This window comes from Streptomyces sp. NPDC024687 (assembly GCF_055559055.1).
The window spans coordinates 90,310-104,274 of the sequence record NZ_JBVHLJ010000016.1 but is presented as its reverse complement, the minus strand read 5'-3'; the positions used below and the strand labels follow the sequence as shown (position 1 = coordinate 104,274).

The 13,965-nt window shown below is 65.8% G+C and carries 11 protein-coding genes, 2 tRNA genes and 3 pseudogenes; 4 read left to right on the top strand and 12 right to left on the bottom strand.

The window, feature by feature from the left end:
- Positions 1 to 400: 400 nt before the first annotated feature.
- Positions 401 to 490 (top strand) — tRNA-Tyr (locus tag ACZ39I_RS39680).
- 141 nt (positions 491 to 631) lie between these two features.
- A complete protein-coding gene (locus ACZ39I_RS39675) occupies positions 632 to 2,131 on the top strand; it encodes an APC family permease (protein ID WP_467250293.1) in 1,500 nt (499 codons plus the stop codon).
- A 116-nt stretch (positions 2,132 to 2,247) separates the two neighbouring features.
- On the opposite strand, the gene ACZ39I_RS39670 is transcribed toward ACZ39I_RS39675, so the two are convergent.
- Together ACZ39I_RS39670 and ACZ39I_RS39665 are read right to left on the bottom strand one after the other, a co-directional pair.
- Positions 2,248 to 2,655: an SRPBCC family protein gene (locus tag ACZ39I_RS39670; RefSeq protein ID WP_467250291.1), complete on the bottom strand. Its 408-nt coding sequence runs from the start codon at positions 2,653 to 2,655 to the stop codon at positions 2,248 to 2,250.
- Positions 2,656 to 3,157: 502 nt separating this feature from the next.
- Entirely contained in the window at positions 3,158 to 3,955 is a 798-nt protein-coding gene (locus ACZ39I_RS39665) for an AfsR/SARP family transcriptional regulator (RefSeq protein ID WP_467250290.1), read from the bottom strand.
- 1,391 nt (positions 3,956 to 5,346) lie between these two features.
- On the opposite strand from ACZ39I_RS39665, the pseudogene ACZ39I_RS39660 reads away from it, so the two are divergent.
- A pseudogene (locus ACZ39I_RS39660) lies at positions 5,347 to 5,508 on the top strand (helix-turn-helix domain-containing protein); the annotation flags it as partial.
- On the opposite strand, the pseudogene ACZ39I_RS39655 reads toward ACZ39I_RS39660, so the two are convergent.
- The 3 genes and pseudogenes from ACZ39I_RS39655 to ACZ39I_RS39645 all read right to left on the bottom strand — a co-directional run.
- Positions 5,508 to 5,606: pseudogene (locus ACZ39I_RS39655) on the bottom strand (IS5/IS1182 family transposase); the annotation flags it as partial. The pseudogenes ACZ39I_RS39660 and ACZ39I_RS39655 overlap by 1 nt on opposite strands.
- Positions 5,607 to 5,753: 147 nt before the next feature.
- The gene (locus ACZ39I_RS39650; RefSeq protein ID WP_467250288.1) at positions 5,754 to 6,653 is read right to left on the bottom strand and encodes a ScbR family autoregulator-binding transcription factor; all 900 of its coding nucleotides are present in this window, start codon (positions 6,651 to 6,653) and stop codon (positions 5,754 to 5,756) included.
- A pseudogene (locus tag ACZ39I_RS39645) lies at positions 6,605 to 6,971 on the bottom strand (transposase family protein); the annotation flags it as partial. The pseudogene ACZ39I_RS39645 and the gene ACZ39I_RS39650, both read right to left, overlap by 49 nt.
- A gap of 94 nt (positions 6,972 to 7,065) precedes the next feature.
- Here ACZ39I_RS39645 and ACZ39I_RS39640 point away from each other — a divergent pair.
- Positions 7,066 to 7,467 carry a hypothetical protein gene (locus tag ACZ39I_RS39640; RefSeq protein WP_467250286.1) on the top strand — a complete coding sequence of 134 codons (402 nt, stop codon included), beginning with the start codon at positions 7,066 to 7,068 and terminating at the stop codon, positions 7,465 to 7,467.
- Between the two features lie 10 nt (positions 7,468 to 7,477).
- Here the strand turns inward: ACZ39I_RS39640 and istB are convergent, their stop codons facing one another.
- The 7 genes from istB to ACZ39I_RS39605 all read right to left on the bottom strand — a co-directional run bounded on the left by istB (position 7,478) and on the right by ACZ39I_RS39605 (position 13,772).
- Positions 7,478 to 8,239 carry an IS21-like element helper ATPase IstB gene (istB, locus tag ACZ39I_RS39635; RefSeq protein ID WP_467250284.1) on the bottom strand — a complete coding sequence of 254 codons (762 nt, stop codon included), beginning with the start codon at positions 8,237 to 8,239 and terminating at the stop codon, positions 7,478 to 7,480.
- The gene (istA, locus tag ACZ39I_RS39630) at positions 8,236 to 9,588 is read right to left on the bottom strand and encodes an IS21 family transposase (protein ID WP_467250282.1); all 1,353 of its coding nucleotides are present in this window, start codon (positions 9,586 to 9,588) and stop codon (positions 8,236 to 8,238) included. Before istA ends, istB begins: the two co-directional genes overlap by 4 nt.
- A gap of 679 nt (positions 9,589 to 10,267) precedes the next feature.
- Positions 10,268 to 11,101, bottom strand: a complete 834-nt coding sequence (locus tag ACZ39I_RS39625; protein ID WP_467250280.1) for an SDR family NAD(P)-dependent oxidoreductase — start codon at positions 11,099 to 11,101, stop codon at positions 10,268 to 10,270.
- On the bottom strand, positions 11,098 to 11,910 hold the full coding sequence (locus ACZ39I_RS39620; RefSeq protein ID WP_467250279.1) for an alpha/beta fold hydrolase: 813 nt from the start codon (positions 11,908 to 11,910) through the stop codon (positions 11,098 to 11,100). The genes ACZ39I_RS39625 and ACZ39I_RS39620 overlap by 4 nt, the downstream gene beginning before the upstream one ends.
- Positions 11,907 to 13,184: an LLM class flavin-dependent oxidoreductase gene (locus ACZ39I_RS39615; RefSeq protein ID WP_467250278.1), complete on the bottom strand. Its 1,278-nt coding sequence runs from the start codon at positions 13,182 to 13,184 to the stop codon at positions 11,907 to 11,909. Before ACZ39I_RS39615 ends, ACZ39I_RS39620 begins: the two co-directional genes overlap by 4 nt.
- Positions 13,185 to 13,227: 43 nt before the next feature.
- Entirely contained in the window at positions 13,228 to 13,611 is a 384-nt protein-coding gene (locus ACZ39I_RS39610; protein WP_467250276.1) for a cupin domain-containing protein, read from the bottom strand.
- A gap of 75 nt (positions 13,612 to 13,686) precedes the next feature.
- Positions 13,687 to 13,772, bottom strand: a tRNA-OTHER gene (locus ACZ39I_RS39605).
- Between the last annotated feature and the right edge of the window lie 193 nt (positions 13,773 to 13,965).

Genomic DNA, 13,965 nt, shown 5'->3' with positions numbered 1-13,965 from the left:
GGGAGGCCACGTGCCTCGGGCCGGGCGTACCGAGGTCGACCGGTGACCAGGGGTTTCACAGCGGTCCGGATATCCGCGACGGCGTGAGCGATCGGCCTTCGCCTGGAAGGGGACCGGTTGTGCGGGGCGAGGCGCTCACGGTCCGTACGCCGGGCTCGACGGGCTGACCCTGGCGTTCGCGCCGGACACGAAGTTGGGCCGATCCGTTGCGCGAGGAGCTTCGCGGGCCGCCCGGCCAGGTGGCCGGTCCCCACCTCACCCTGCCCTTCGCGCCACAACCGCGTCGGTGGGCTTGGTTCGTTGCGGCCCCGATGACATCAGCACATCGTCAGAGACCGGTCAGCCCCTCCTGAGCATGATGTACACAGCACCGCAGCGGCAGTCGAAGCCGCACGTTGCTGGAGAGGTACCCGAAGCGGCCCAACGGGGACCTGAGGTACTACCTCAGGTCGGGCTCCGGCCCGCGCAGGTTCGAATCCTGCCCTCTCCGCTCCATATCGCACGCCCTCTGTCTGCGAGGTCGGAGCCAGAGATCCCCCGCTGGAGACGACTGTTCCTCCGTGCAACCGATGTGACCCAAAAGAGTCCCTTCGCGCACGACTTGCCGCCCTCGACTCGCCCAGGAGAATCCATGGTCGCCACGTCCTCTCCCCCACGGCAGCGGCAACTGGAACGCACGCTCACCACTCCGAAGATCGCCTTTATGATCATCGCCGCGGCCGCGCCACTGGCCGCCATGGTCTCCACCGTGCCGCTGTCCTTCTCGATCGGGACCGCGGCCAGTGTGCCGGCGCTGTTCGTCTTCGCGGGCGTGACGCTCTTGTGCTTCACCTCCGGCTACGCGGCCATCAGCAGCCAGATCAGCCACACGGGCGGTTTCTACACCTACATAGCCCGCGGCCTGGGCCGGCCCGTCGCCGTCGGTGGCGGCCTGATCGCCGTCATCGCCTACAACACCGTCACTGTCGGCGTACTGGGGGCCTTTGCCTATTTTGCCCAGTCCGTGGCCGCGGCACACGGCCTGGACTGGCCCTGGCAGGTGTGGGCCGGGATCGGTCTGGTCCTGGTGGGTGTCTTCGGCTACCACCACGTGGAACTCAGTGCCCGCGTGCTGTCGGTCTTCATGATCTGCGAAATCGCTGTCCTCGTCGCGCTCGACGTGGCGGTGCTGGTCCACCACCAAGGCTCCGCCCTGCCCGCGGCATCCTTCTCACCTCACAGCATCTTCAGCCCCGGCCTCGGCGTGTCGGTGATGTTCGCCTTCGCCTCGTTCATCGGCTTCGAATCTGCCGCGCTGTACAGCGAGGAGGCACGCAACCCCAAGCGGAGCGTACCGCTGGCCACGGTCATCGCGGTGATCCTCGTCGCCTCGTTCTACGGATTCACCAGTTGGATCGCCGTGGGCGCGGTCGGCCCATCGCACGTGCGCGGCGTGGCCACGGCGCATCTGGACGACATGTTCTTCATGCTCAGCGACACCTATCTCAACTCCGCCACAACCACCCTCATGCAGGTCCTGCTGTGCACCAGCGTGCTCGCAGCATGGCTGGCCCTTCACAACGCAGCCAACCGGTACATGTTCGTGCTGGGCCGGGACCGTGTGCTGCCGGGCTGGCTGGACGCGGTGCACCCTCGACACAAGGCGATCCACCGTGCCAGTGTCGTGCAGACCGGGTTCAGCGCCATAGTCGTGGCGGCCTTCGCCATCGCGGGCCTGGACCCGTATCTGAACATGGCCACCAGCATGCTCGGGATCGGCACGCTCGGTGTCATCGTGCTCCAGGCATTGGCGTCCCTGGCCGTCCTCGGCTACTTCCGCAAGCGCCCAGGCCATTGGTGGCGTACCCGGCTGGCTCCGGTCCTGGGTGTCCTGGGACTGACCACCGCGACCTTCCTCGTGGTGCGCAACTTCTCGGTTCTGACCGGCACATCCGACCCGGCGGTGGTTTCGCTCCCGTGGCTCCTCCTGGTCGCGGCCATCGGTGGCGTGGCCTACGCGTACTGGATCCGCGCCGCTCATCCGCGGCGCTATGCCGACCTGGCGCATGTCGAGAACTTCGAGGCCGAGGCCGTACCCACGGCGGCTCAGCCGGCGCAGGTCGGCACCCACCCGCACCCGCCAGCCGACTGAGTCGCCTGCCGGGGCGGTCGCAGCGGCGACGGGCTCGACGCACAGAAAGAGCGCCGCTGTCGAGCACCTGCCCTGACGGCGGTGTCGGAGACGGCGGTCCGTCCGGCACCGCCGTCTCAGCCGTAGGTGGACAACGTCTCGCGAATGACGGCCAGTCCGCCGTCCATAACCTGGGCGAACGGCTTTGCCAGTTCGTCGGGCAGCACGTCGTGGATCCATACCAGCCGTGTCCGTGTATCGCCCTCGGCGACGACCTGGAACGACGCATTGTTATGTACCGGTCGCATCGTGTCGCCGATGACCGCCCAGACGATCCGGCGCGCTGCGTGGTCGAGAGCGATGAGCCGCTCGCGGGCCACGACACCGTCGGCGAAGGTCACCACCCGGACGTCGGCAGCGGCGAGCTGCGTCTGGACCACATAGCCCGGCGCTATGCGCGGCGGCCCCTCGGCGAAGTCACTGATCACCGCCCAGACGTCATCGGCACTGGCCTCGATAACGGTCTCTTTGATGATCGAGGCCATGACTACACAGCTCCGGTGCGGAAGGCGGACGGCCGGCGGGCGGGCCGCCCGGAGCCCCTGTCTTGCGCACTGGAACACACAGCACCTGGAACCACCATGAGCAGCCGCCTCTCTTACCGTCCACCGGCGCCGGTTCGTGCCCCTAAAAGGGCACTGAGAGCTGGACCGTCCGGCTCTCGCACCGGCTGCTCAACGCACTGACGCGCGCGATGACACTCGAGAGCCGATCACTACCACCTTTCGGAGTAACTCCAGCGCGGCACACCCGGTGCCAGGACGTGCGGGCGGTGTACGGCCTACCGGATCGGGGTGTCCGCGCGCTGCTCGTGACCGGCGCGCCGCGGAAGAGGGGAAAGCCCGCTCCGGACGGACCTCGAGGATCGCGCGTCCGGCTTCGGCGTCAGCTGATAGAGAGTGGCCCGGACGTTCGCGGGCCCCGGGTCCGGCGACAGGGAGACCTCGTGTCTCCGTTCACATGACCCTCCATTGGACGGAATCACCGTCAGTCAGTTGACAGAGTGCCATGCCCGACGAGGACGGGTTCTCCCAGCAGAGCCGGGTGGTGCTCCAGGATCGCGCTTTCATACCACCGAAGCATGGGTGACGGGTCGACGCCGAGTTCTTCATTGAGGCGATGCCGGAACTGACGGTATGTGCTCAATGCATCGATGTGACGGCCCGAACGGTACAGAGCCAGCATCAGGAGCCGGCAGAACTGCTCCTGGACGGGATGCAAGGCAAGCGTCTCGGTCAGCTCCGGGATGATACGAGCATGCCTACCACACTTGAGTTCGATGCCGTAGAGCAGCTCTAACGCGCATAACCGGGCCTCCTCGTATTTGGACGCTGCGGTTTGACACAAGGGTCCTCCGACGACTCCGCCGAAGGCCGGGCCCCGCCACAGGGTGATGGCGCGGCGCAGGTCGTGGGCACAACGACGTGGATCGTCTCCGACGCTGGTACGGATGGCCTCGATGCTGTTGAGGAAGACTTGAGCGTCAAGTTCGCCCGATTTCAGCTTGAAGTGATAGCCAGAGACGGTGGCCGTGATACGTGGCGCCGCATCCGGCTCCAGGCGAGCCAGCATGCGCCGAAGCCGACTGATCTGGGCCTGGAGCGCGTTGTTCATCTTTTCCGGAGGCGTGGTCCCCCACAGTTCCTCAGCCAGGGACTCCACCGTGACTACTTGACCGGCAGCAGCCATGAACGAGGCGAACAGCAATTGCTGTATAGCTCCCTTGGGGCGCATTACGCGGTTATTCCTCCTGATCTCCGACGGGCCGAGCGTGAAAAAATACATGTTTCCTCCGTAGATCGTCTGCGGCCAGCAGATCCAACGCATTTTGCGCAGGCGGCACGGCACCTTTCACACACCAGGCAAAAAGTTGGTCAGCTGTCCGTCGCGGTGCACTATGTCTATTCGGTCATTCTTGACTGGATGCGACCGAGCATGCGAATCCGAGGATGTCTTTCCCGGTGTCTCGGGGCTATCGCCGCGTTCGGGCCACGGAGGCTCGATGGAGAGATCCGGTAGGTTTTCGTCACCGCTCGAGAGGGAAGGTCGGCGCTGGGGTGATCAAGTCCCGGTGACTGTTTGCCAGCAGATGGGAATCCGTCAAGGCTGGAATCAGCCACAGATCTGTGGCGGCGGAGCAAGGAGGGTACGGGGCACGCTCTTCCTGCGGAATGGAGAGATTCACTACCGACCATCGCGTCAGGCACTCCGCGCACGCTTCCCCCGTCCCCCTAATAAGCCAACGGCCGACCCTGCGGTGTGCAGGTGGTCCATCGAGCCGCATGCTTCACTGTTTGCCCCTGTACAAAGAAAACCACTCTATCGGTTTCCTGTACAGAGGGAACCGAACCTCTGAGCGAGGGCTTTATCACCGGTACCCATGCGCCGCAGCCGCATCGCCCAGAAGATGAAGCAGGTAGCGCGGCAGGCTCAGACGAATGGCCGGGCCGCGGCCGGCATCCGCAGCGCGAGGAGTGCAACCCGCACCGGGCGCGAGAGAGCCGAGGAACGTGACGCGTGCTGGTCGGCGGGCTGCCGGAGGGCGGCCCGGGAGGGCACGGCGTCGGAGCCCACCGCCTTCGTGTCCGCCCACCGCCACGGGCGGGTGGTGAGGTGCGGGTCGGCTCATGCGAGGGTCAGGGCCTGCAGGCCCTGATCGGACCGGCCGTTCCGGGTATCGAGCCGGGCTTTTCAAATCGGCCGGATTCCCGCTTGTGGGTGGACGGGAGGGCGCTGCACAAGGTCGTGAGTACAAGATGCTGAGGGAGCGGGGCAGCAACGGCACACTGCGGGGCCGGCCATGGGCGTTGCCGCTGGTCGAACGGGTGTGAATCGCGGTCGGCATCCTTATCCCGGATACGCGACCGAGGCGTGGCGCCTCCGCCCGGAACTACCGATTCTCGGCAAAGGTGCAGGTCGCCGCCGTGGTGGCGGCCGCTCGTCCTGTGCCTAGCGACACCGTCGATGCCGGCGCCTGCATAGGACCGGCCGGATCACCCCCGCATCGCGAACCCCGGACGAGCACTGTTGAAGGGCGAGGGAGAGGACAACGCCGCCCACCGCAAGGTATGTGTTCGCGTGGAACACGTCTTCTCCCGGATGAAGAGCTACAAGATCCTCAGCGAAGGCCCTCATGCACAGCTTCGCCCTCGCCGCGTGACCGCCGAGCCGAGCGCCGGCCGTGGAGCCCGCCGCTGGAGAACCGGGTCGTGCTGGTCACCGCGTACTGGCGCACCCACCTCACCCAGCGCCAACTGGCGCTTCCCTACGGGGTGTCGGAGTCGGCCGCGGACCGCATTGCCGACCACCTCCGCCCGGCGCTCGCACCGCAGCAGCGCGACAGCCAGAGGACCTCATCGGCAGGATCGGTGGCGAACTGCACGTTCACACCGTGCCGCTCGGGCACGGAGGAGTAGTCCGCCCGTCCGTCGCCGACGAACGAGGCTCCCACGCTGATGAGTTGAGACGTCGAACATCTCTTCTCAACGACAAGGGAGCCTCGTGCATTGCGGGCACGGGTTTCGTCACCCGTTCCGTGGCCACGTTGAAAAGGCTCAATGGTGTCGGGGAAACCGTCCGTGCGTCAGCTCTGCAACGCCGCGGTCTGCACCTGTCCGCCCGTAGTGTCGAATGCGACCGCTGCTCCCGAGGCGAGACGAGGGAGCATCAGGTCCCAAAAACGAGTCGTGGCGTGCCGTGAGCACCAGGCTCCGTCAGTGTTCCCTTCAGCGCGCCCAAGCACCTCGAAACCGACAATCGCAGCCGTGATCGCCGAAGCCGCATCCTCCAGCACCAGGTCCGACGCCAGGCCACCTCGCTCTCTGGAGCAGAGCAGGACGGACTCGACCCAGTTGCACCATTCCTGTCGCAGGTCGATTCTTCCATCCCATGTAGCGTCGCTGCCGAGGCGGAATCCGGCACGCAGTACGGAATTTTCGCCGACTCGTTGCGCCAATCGGTGCGAGGTATCGATGAGAAGTTGCAAAGGGGAGGGATGATCGCGCAATTGACTAAGTTCGACAATATCGCGCAACAGCTGAAATGCGGCCTGCTCAACCTCCTCCCCCAACATTCTCTTGTTCTTGAAGTGAAAATGTAACGCCCCATAGCTGACCCCGGCTCTAGAGCTGATTTCCATGAGCGACGAAAGGGCGAACCCCTTGAGGTTGAATACATCAGCAGCAGAACGGATCAGATCCTGCCTCGTCCGTACAGCACGTTCTTGCTGGGTCATCGGCACGCTCCAGGGGTGATGGTCTGCTGGTCGACGAGCGTAATTTAGCTGCAAGTTACGGCCACAGCTATCGCATATATCAGATCCATCAAAACTCGTCAAGGCATTTTTTAGTACTCCAGCCGCGGTTTGTGTCCTGAGCTGGTGTTTGTCGTTGTGCTGGTATCGAGGGAATGACTGAGCTTCTTCAGCGTTGCCGCCAGGGTGAGGACGGCCTTGGCGATTGACGTCATGCGGTTCGGACTGCACCGGGATCTGCCGGGACTTCAGGCGGGCGGCACCGCGTTCGACTGGTGTCCGTGCTGCGGCCAGAGCCCGGTTGACGGATTTCTCGGTGGGCGTGAGTTCCTGCAGCGGCTTGCGTTTGATGCCCGTGGTCAGCCAGGGGACGCTGCCCTGGTAAGCGAGATCGGCCAGGATGGGAACGCCCTGGCGCTCGCAGATACGGATGATCCGCTCGGTGCGGGCGGCGGTCAGGTCGTGAGACCGGCCCGGCAGTTTGAGTGAAAGCCACAGCAGTCGGCCGTCCGGATCGGTGACCATCTGCACGTTCACTCCATGCTGTCGGCGTACTCGCCTATGTGCAGAGCCGCGTACGGATGAACGTGCAGAGCACGGAGACCTGTGAAGCGCGAGGGTCGTGGTTCGAGATGATGGGGCGGTGTCTCTTCGCTATTTCAATCAGACCGGCTGGACTGCGATCTTCAATGGCACCGACACCGAGGTCGGCCGCATGGTGCGTGTGGAGGGCTGGGACCAGACGACTGGGGCGGCCCTTGTCGTCGATCCCAAGCGTGGAGCCCTTCGTCCGATGACGGACTACGAGGACTTCTCCCACCTGGAGCGGGCCGACCAGGTCGTGGCCGCGGTGCCTGGCGGAGGGTGGCGGGTGCACTGGAAGGACGAGGGCCCAGGGGGAAGGCCGCTGACGGAGCAGGTCCTGGCCTGGCTCATCACGTCGCAGGGGCGGGCGACGGCCATCACGGTCGATGCCCAGGGACATGTCGAGGATGCCGAGGGCGCCGACGCCTTCATCCCGCCGGGCGAGGACCCGGTGTCCTGATCGCAGCTGGTCAGGCCACGTCGTTCTCTCGCTCAATGGCCTGGAGTCGGTTCTTGAGCCGGTAGCTGGGGCCGTTGATGGAGATCACTTCGCAGTGGTGGAGGAGGCGGTCGAGGATCGCGGTGGCGAGGACCTCGTCGCCGAAGACCTGGCCCCACTCGCTGAAGGTCTTGTTCGAGGTCAGGATGATCGAGCCCTTCTCGTAGCGCTTGGAGATGACCTGGAAGACCAAGTTCGCCTCCGCGCGTTCGAGGGGTTGGTAGCCGACCTCGTCGACCACGAGGACGCCGGGCCGCAGGTAGGTGCCGAGTTTGTTCGTCAGCCGTCCGGCGCTCTCGGCGGCTTTGAGGTTGCGGACCATGTCGTCGAGGCTGGTGAAGTAGATCGAGTAGCCGGCCCGGCAGGCTGCGACCGCCAGGGCGATGGCGATGTGCGTCTTACCGACCCCGGGCGGCCCGAGCAGGGCGGCGTTCGCCTTGCCCTCGACGAACGAGAGGGTGGTGAGGTCCTTGACCTTGCGCTGGTCGAGCTCGGGCTGGAAGGAGAAGTCGTACTCGTCGAGCGTCTTGTGGTGCGGCAGCTTCGAGAGCCGCAGGCCCTGGCGGTCGTCACGGACAGCCAGTTCCTCGGACAACACCAGGTCGAGGAAGTCGAGATAGCCCATCTTCCCCTCGTCGGCCCGCCGGGTGTACTCGTTGATCGTTTCGGCCAGGTGGGGCAGGCCGAGCTTGTCGGCCGTGTTGCGGATGCGGGTGGAGACCAGCTCGCTCAAGACGTTTCCCTCGTGCTCGGGTGGGTGGTGAAGGGACGGGTGCCGGTCAGCTCGTCATAGACCGACAGCGGACGACGGCCGACCTCGATATGGGTGGCCGCGGCCCGGTTCAGCAGAGCCCGCAAAGGCCCTGCCTCCTCACCCCGAGGACGCTCACGACGGGGCGGCGGCAAGGCATCGCCGGTGGTGGTCCGGCGTCCCTTGCCCGTGGGCAGGCCGTCCCAGTGAGTCTCTTCGACGACCCGGACGCCGCGGCCGATCGCCCGCGGGTGGGTGGCCAGCAGTGTCTCGCCGCTGGAGTCGGCAATGGTGGAATGCAGCATGATCTGCGACTTCGTGGCCCGGATCTCCACCAGCTGCCGGGGGCGGACCCTGCGGGCGGGCACCGAGTAGAGGTTGCCGCCGAAGGCGACCAGGCAGTCCTTGCCGACCGGCCGCAGGTGCCGCTCGGCCACCAGATACGGGGTCGCCGGCAGAGGCTTGAGGGCCAAGTGATCACGGGCCGCCCGCTCTCCGATGATCTGCTGGTGGGTCCGGTGGGCCTGAGCCCGTCGCTGCGGGACCCAGGTGATGAAGGCGGCGTCCATCTCCTCGACGGAGGAGAAGGACCGGCCGGACAGGACGTGGTCGCGGACGATCAGAACCTGGCGCTCGACGCGGCCCTTGCCGGTGGGCCGGTAGGCGGCCAGAACGTCGATATCGAAGTCGTAGTGTCCGGCGAAGCCGACCGCTTCCGGGTGCAGTGGGACCGCCTCGCCGGGGGCGACGTGGCGGCGGACGACGGTCTTGGTCTGGTCGTAGACGATCGTCATCGGGACGCCGCCGAAGTGCGCGAACGCGCGGCGGTGGCAGTCGAAGAACGTCTGCAGGTCCTGGCTGGTGGTGAAGCAGCAGAACGGGTCGCGCGAGTACGACAGCGTCATGTGGAAGGAGTAGACCTTCGGGGTGCCCATGTGGGCGAGGATCTTGCCCTCGTCGCCCCAGTCCACCTGGGCCTGGGCGCCGGGGATCACCTCGAAGCGGCGGTGCATGCCTGCCAGCTCATTCGGCGTGATGCCGAGTTCCTCGGCGATCCGGGGCCGGGCTTCCTGGACGTAGAGCTTGGTCCGCTGGTAGTTGCCGGTGAACCCGTACTCCTGGGCGAGCCGCTCGTGGATCACGGCGGCCTTCATCAGGATCTCCGCCCGCAGCATCGAGTCGACCAGCGGCGCGAACTCGTCGATCACCCTCGCCCGTGACCTGCCGTTCGGTGACCGGCGCGGAGGCGATGCGGGTCCGTCGGCTGCCAGGTACTTGCTGACCGTCCGCCAGTTCAGGCCCGTCTCCTTGGCAACCTCGGTCAGGCTCATCGCTCCGGACTCGACCAGGCCACGAAAACGCCGTAGTTCCAGCCAACGCTGCGGATCCAGGACCACGGCCACCCCATCTCTGCGACCTCGACCAACAGGCAGCAGAGTGCCGAACCCTGAACCTCAGCACATCAGCACATCAGCACATCAGGAACCCTGCACGTTCATCCGTACGCGGCCCTGCACGTTCACGTGTACGCCGACAGCCGTGGCAGAGGTCCGACGGCTCCTGGACTCTCCTGCCCCGCCCCCGAGCCGACCGTGACCCCGACACCCAGGCGCTCAGGGCACGAACCGCTGCTGAAGTACAACTCCGTGTAGCCCGCCCCTGCCCAGCCCTACGAGCCATCACCACATTGGACACGGCCCTGGCAGCAGTCCCCTGTTCGAGACAGGCGAGCTGCAGAGCCCCTGGCGCCAGGCCGGATTCTGCACTCTGCGCAATCTCGTGGCACCTACTCGTAGTTCACGCGGGAGCGCGGTGACGTGTGCAAGGACTGCTCACAGTGGCCAGGGGCCTCGATTCCGGCCGGGATTGGACCCTCGGGACCCGGGCCTGGATCGGCCTGTGTCAGGGCAGACAGGAGCACCTCCGGCACGCGCTCGGGGATATGTCACATGCCCGAGCGCGCCACGGAGGTGCACTGTGGTGCTGTGGAACATGTCGGGTGACGGTGCCTCAGCCCTGCACGCCCTGAGACCGGCTCCCGGACGTCCCCAGCAGGGCGGCACCGCCGTAGAAGGCGGTCACCCCGCCGTCGATGACGACGGACGAGCCTGTCATATACCGAGAGGCGTCACTCGCCAGAAAGACGGCGAGGCCGACGAGTTCGTCGGGGGTGCCGAACCGCCCAGCCGGCACGACTTGGAGCAGGCTTTCAGCGGCCCGCGGGTCCATGGCGACCCCGTCGGTGAGGTCGGTGTGCACCCAGCCGGGCGATATCGCGTTCACCCGGACCCCGGACACAGCCCACTCCGCGGCGAGTGAACGCGTGAGAGCGAGCAGTGCGGCTTTTGACACCGCATAGGGCGTGTAGTAGGGAACGCCGGTCTGCCCGACGATCGAGGCGATGTTGATTATGGATCCGCGCTTGCGTTTGATCATGTCACGGCCGACGATGCGGGAGATGTGGAGAGCGGACTCGAAGTTGAGTCGCATCTCCCGCCGCCATTGTGCGAATTCAAGCTCGTGGAAGGAACCGACGCAGGTAAACCCGCCCGCGTTGTTCACGACGATGTCCAGGGGGCCCAGTTCTGCCGTCGCCTGCTGCACGCAGGTCTGGATCTGATCGGGGTCCTCGACATCGCACACCAAACTCACTGCGCGTCGGCCCAGCTTTTCGATCTCGGCCCGAGCATCTTCCAACCTCTCGGCCCCCCGGGCAAGGAGGGCGACATCGGCACCTGCTGCGGCGTAACCGAGTGCGATAGCCCGCCCGATGCCGCGTGAGGCGCCTGTCACCAGAGCCGTTCTCCCGGAGAGGCTGAAGAGAGAATGCTCGCCCTCACTCACTTCAAGAACTCCTCGATTCGCGTCACTGCCTGCTTGAACTGCTCGAGCTGTGGCAGGTGCCCGCTGTCGTCGATGAGGGCAATGGAACTGTCGTGGATGGCGTTCGCGAACTCGTCGGCGTAGGCAGCAGGGGCGAGACGGTCCTCGCGTCCCCACACGATCAGCGTGCGCGCGGCCACGCGATGCAGCCGTGCCCGCAGTCCGCGATCGGGAATCGGCCACAGGTACTTACCGGTGCTGCCGAGCGACCAGACCATGCCGGCGGCTGCCTCCACAGCCGCCTCGGGGTCCTCGGGGAACGTCAGAGCCGCCTGAGCGACATCGCCGGACGGGTCGTGGAAGAGCAGACCGGGCAGCTCCGCCTGGGAGGCGGCGGCGAGGGTGACGACGGGCAATTCGTCGTTCCACAGCCCGAGGGGCGATATCAGCACCAGCTTTCCGGGGAGCGCCGGGAAGTGCGCCGCGAGTTCCGCAGCGAGCATGCCACCGAAGTCGTGGCCCACGACAACCGGTTCACGCAGGCCCAGAGACCGGACCACCTCTTCGAAGACGAGCACCATGTCGGACAGGTCATCGACAACGTGCGCGGCGTCGGGCTCACCCGCGCTCGTGCCGGGGAACTCGGGGGCGTAGACCGTGTACTGCTCGGCCAGGCGGGCGAGGAAGGGGTCCCAGGCCAGCCCAGTGGAACCGTGCAGATACAGCAGTGGGGCGCCGTGGCCCGCCACCCTCACCCGCAGTTGCAGCCGTCCGTTCCAGACGTCCACGGTCTCCTCGCGTACTGAGGGCTGTGTGCGTTCGGTGGTCATGAGGCCTGCGCCCTCTCTGCCGCGGACGGTGCGTGCTCCTGGGCCGCGGGAAGCGGCACTCCGCCCAGCCGCTTGGGCCACCAATGGTGGGCGAAGCCCTTGTCCTGCCACAGCGTGCGCAGATGGGGCAGGACCTCGGTGGCAAACAGATGGATGTTCTTCTGCACCAGGTCCTTCGGCATGGACCCGAAACCAAGCATGGCGTGCAGGTTCCCGATGCCGTACGTGGTGCAGTACTCCAGGAGTTGATCGCGCACGGTGGCGGGGCTGCCCGCGATGACGGCTCCGGCGTCGGCGAGTTCCTGGAAGCTGGCGGTGCGCATCGTGCCATACATGCCGAAGTCCCCGGGGTCCTTCAGCATGGCCTTGACGCCGTGGATGTTGACACCGCCGGGCAGCCCCAGCATCTCCGGCGGAATGGCGCCGAGGCCCTTCCGGAATGCGTATTCGGCGTGCGTGCCGTATTCCTGTGCCGCTCGTGCGTCGGTCTCGCTGACCGCGATCGTCTGGAGGAAGCCCATCCGATACGGGTTGCGGTCGAGGCCGAGCTGGTCCGCCATTTCCCAGAACCGGTCGAATATCCGCTTGCCGGTGAGCTTCGCGCCGGTGAAGCCGAAGTAGTTGAACCCGAATCCGCGCTCCAGAGTGAGCTGCATCGTGCGGGGGTTGCCGATTCCGGTGATCCATACCGGCGGCTGCCCCTGTAACGGCCTGGGCCAGATGTTCACCTTCGGGAACTGACCGAAGCGGCCGTTCCAGGCGAAGGGGTCGCGGTCGCGCCAGGCGCGCAGGATGAGTTCGAGATTTTCCTCGAAGCGCCCACGTACCTCCATCGGTGGGATTCCGTTGTTGATGCTGGCGTCGTAGCTGAGCCCCACCGGAAAGCCTGCGATGAGCCGGCCCCCGCTGATGACGTCGACCATCGCGTACTCTTCGGCCACTCGGACGGGTTCCCGCGTCTTGCCGAGAGAACGCCCCATGGGGAAGATCGCGGTGTCGAGCTTCTCGGTTTCCGTGGCGTACGCGATGGCGCTGGCCACGAGGTTCGGGTTCGGCGACAGGTCGTACGCGCTCTGGCCGTGCTCGGTGAGCGAGATGCCGTCGAACCCTGCCCGTGCCCCCGTCATCAGCTCGTCGATGTAATCGACCACCGAGGAGTACACGCCCGCTTCTGTCGTCAGACTGTACGGGGTGGTGCACACCGAATCGTGATGCTCTTCGAAGTCCGAAGGCAGAAACCGGTAGGGAGCCTGCTCAAACAGAGTGACCTTCATCTACCCTCCAGGGACCGGATTTGCGGGCGCCGCGAGCCGGGCTTCACAGCTGCGTGACGATGAGGAGCGATTCGCCGCCCACGCTCCTCGTCGAGTGCCCCTTGCCAGTCACGTCCTCCACGAGAACGCTTCCACCCGGAAGGAAACGCCGGGACTCACCGTCGCTGACCTGGACCTCCAGCTCGCCCTTCAGCAGGGTCATCACCTGCTTCCGAGGTGCGGGATGGAAGTCTCCGAAGTAGCCGTCGGGAAGGAGCAGGTACACACTCGCCTTGGCCTCCGTGGCAGTCGAGAGGAACATGGAGGGGGCCGGCGGTGCGAAATTGACCTCGGCGAGATCCATCTTTTCCTCGGCGAAGTGCGTCTCCCCTGCCGCATCGGTGTACATACGCGTGACGCCGATCGTGCGGGTCTCGGTACCCGACATCAATCTCTCCTTCTGGGAGGGCGGATCTGATTCCACATAGCAGTGGTGGGCCGGAAAGCCGACCCACCAGCGCTGCGGAGAGGGCAGGATTCGAACCTGCGAGGGCCTCAGCCCTTCCTTGCCGAGACAAGGATCCGTTAGGCCGCTACGGCTACCTCTCCCTGCGGAGCCGACGTTTCGCCGTGTTCCGCTGTCTGCTCGAAAACTATGCCAGACCGCGCTGACACCGTGCTGATGCGCTACTGATGCACTCTGTGGAATCGGCGCGGGGTCGCACGTCAGCGTGCTATCAGTCATATGTCAATCCACTTTGATTCAATCGATGTCATACCCGCACCTCATAAGTGGCCGGGA

Excerpts from the sequence above, each read along its gene's own strand:
- ACZ39I_RS39675 (WP_467250293.1), top strand. The coding sequence starts at position 632 with ATGGTCGCCACGTCCTCTCCCCCACGGCAGCGGCAACTGGAACGCACG.
- ACZ39I_RS39670 (WP_467250291.1), bottom strand. The coding sequence starts at position 2,655 with ATGGCCTCGATCATCAAAGAGACCGTTATCGAGGCCAGTGCCGATGAC.
- ACZ39I_RS39665 (WP_467250290.1), bottom strand. The coding sequence starts at position 3,955 with ATGTATTTTTTCACGCTCGGCCCGTCGGAGATCAGGAGGAATAACCGC.
- istA (WP_467250282.1), bottom strand. The coding sequence starts at position 9,588 with ATGAGCCTGACCGAGGTTGCCAAGGAGACGGGCCTGAACTGGCGGACG.
- ACZ39I_RS39620 (WP_467250279.1), bottom strand. The coding sequence starts at position 11,910 with ATGACCACCGAACGCACACAGCCCTCAGTACGCGAGGAGACCGTGGAC.
- ACZ39I_RS39615 (WP_467250278.1), bottom strand. The coding sequence starts at position 13,184 with ATGAAGGTCACTCTGTTTGAGCAGGCTCCCTACCGGTTTCTGCCTTCG.
- ACZ39I_RS39610 (WP_467250276.1), bottom strand. The coding sequence starts at position 13,611 with ATGTCGGGTACCGAGACCCGCACGATCGGCGTCACGCGTATGTACACC.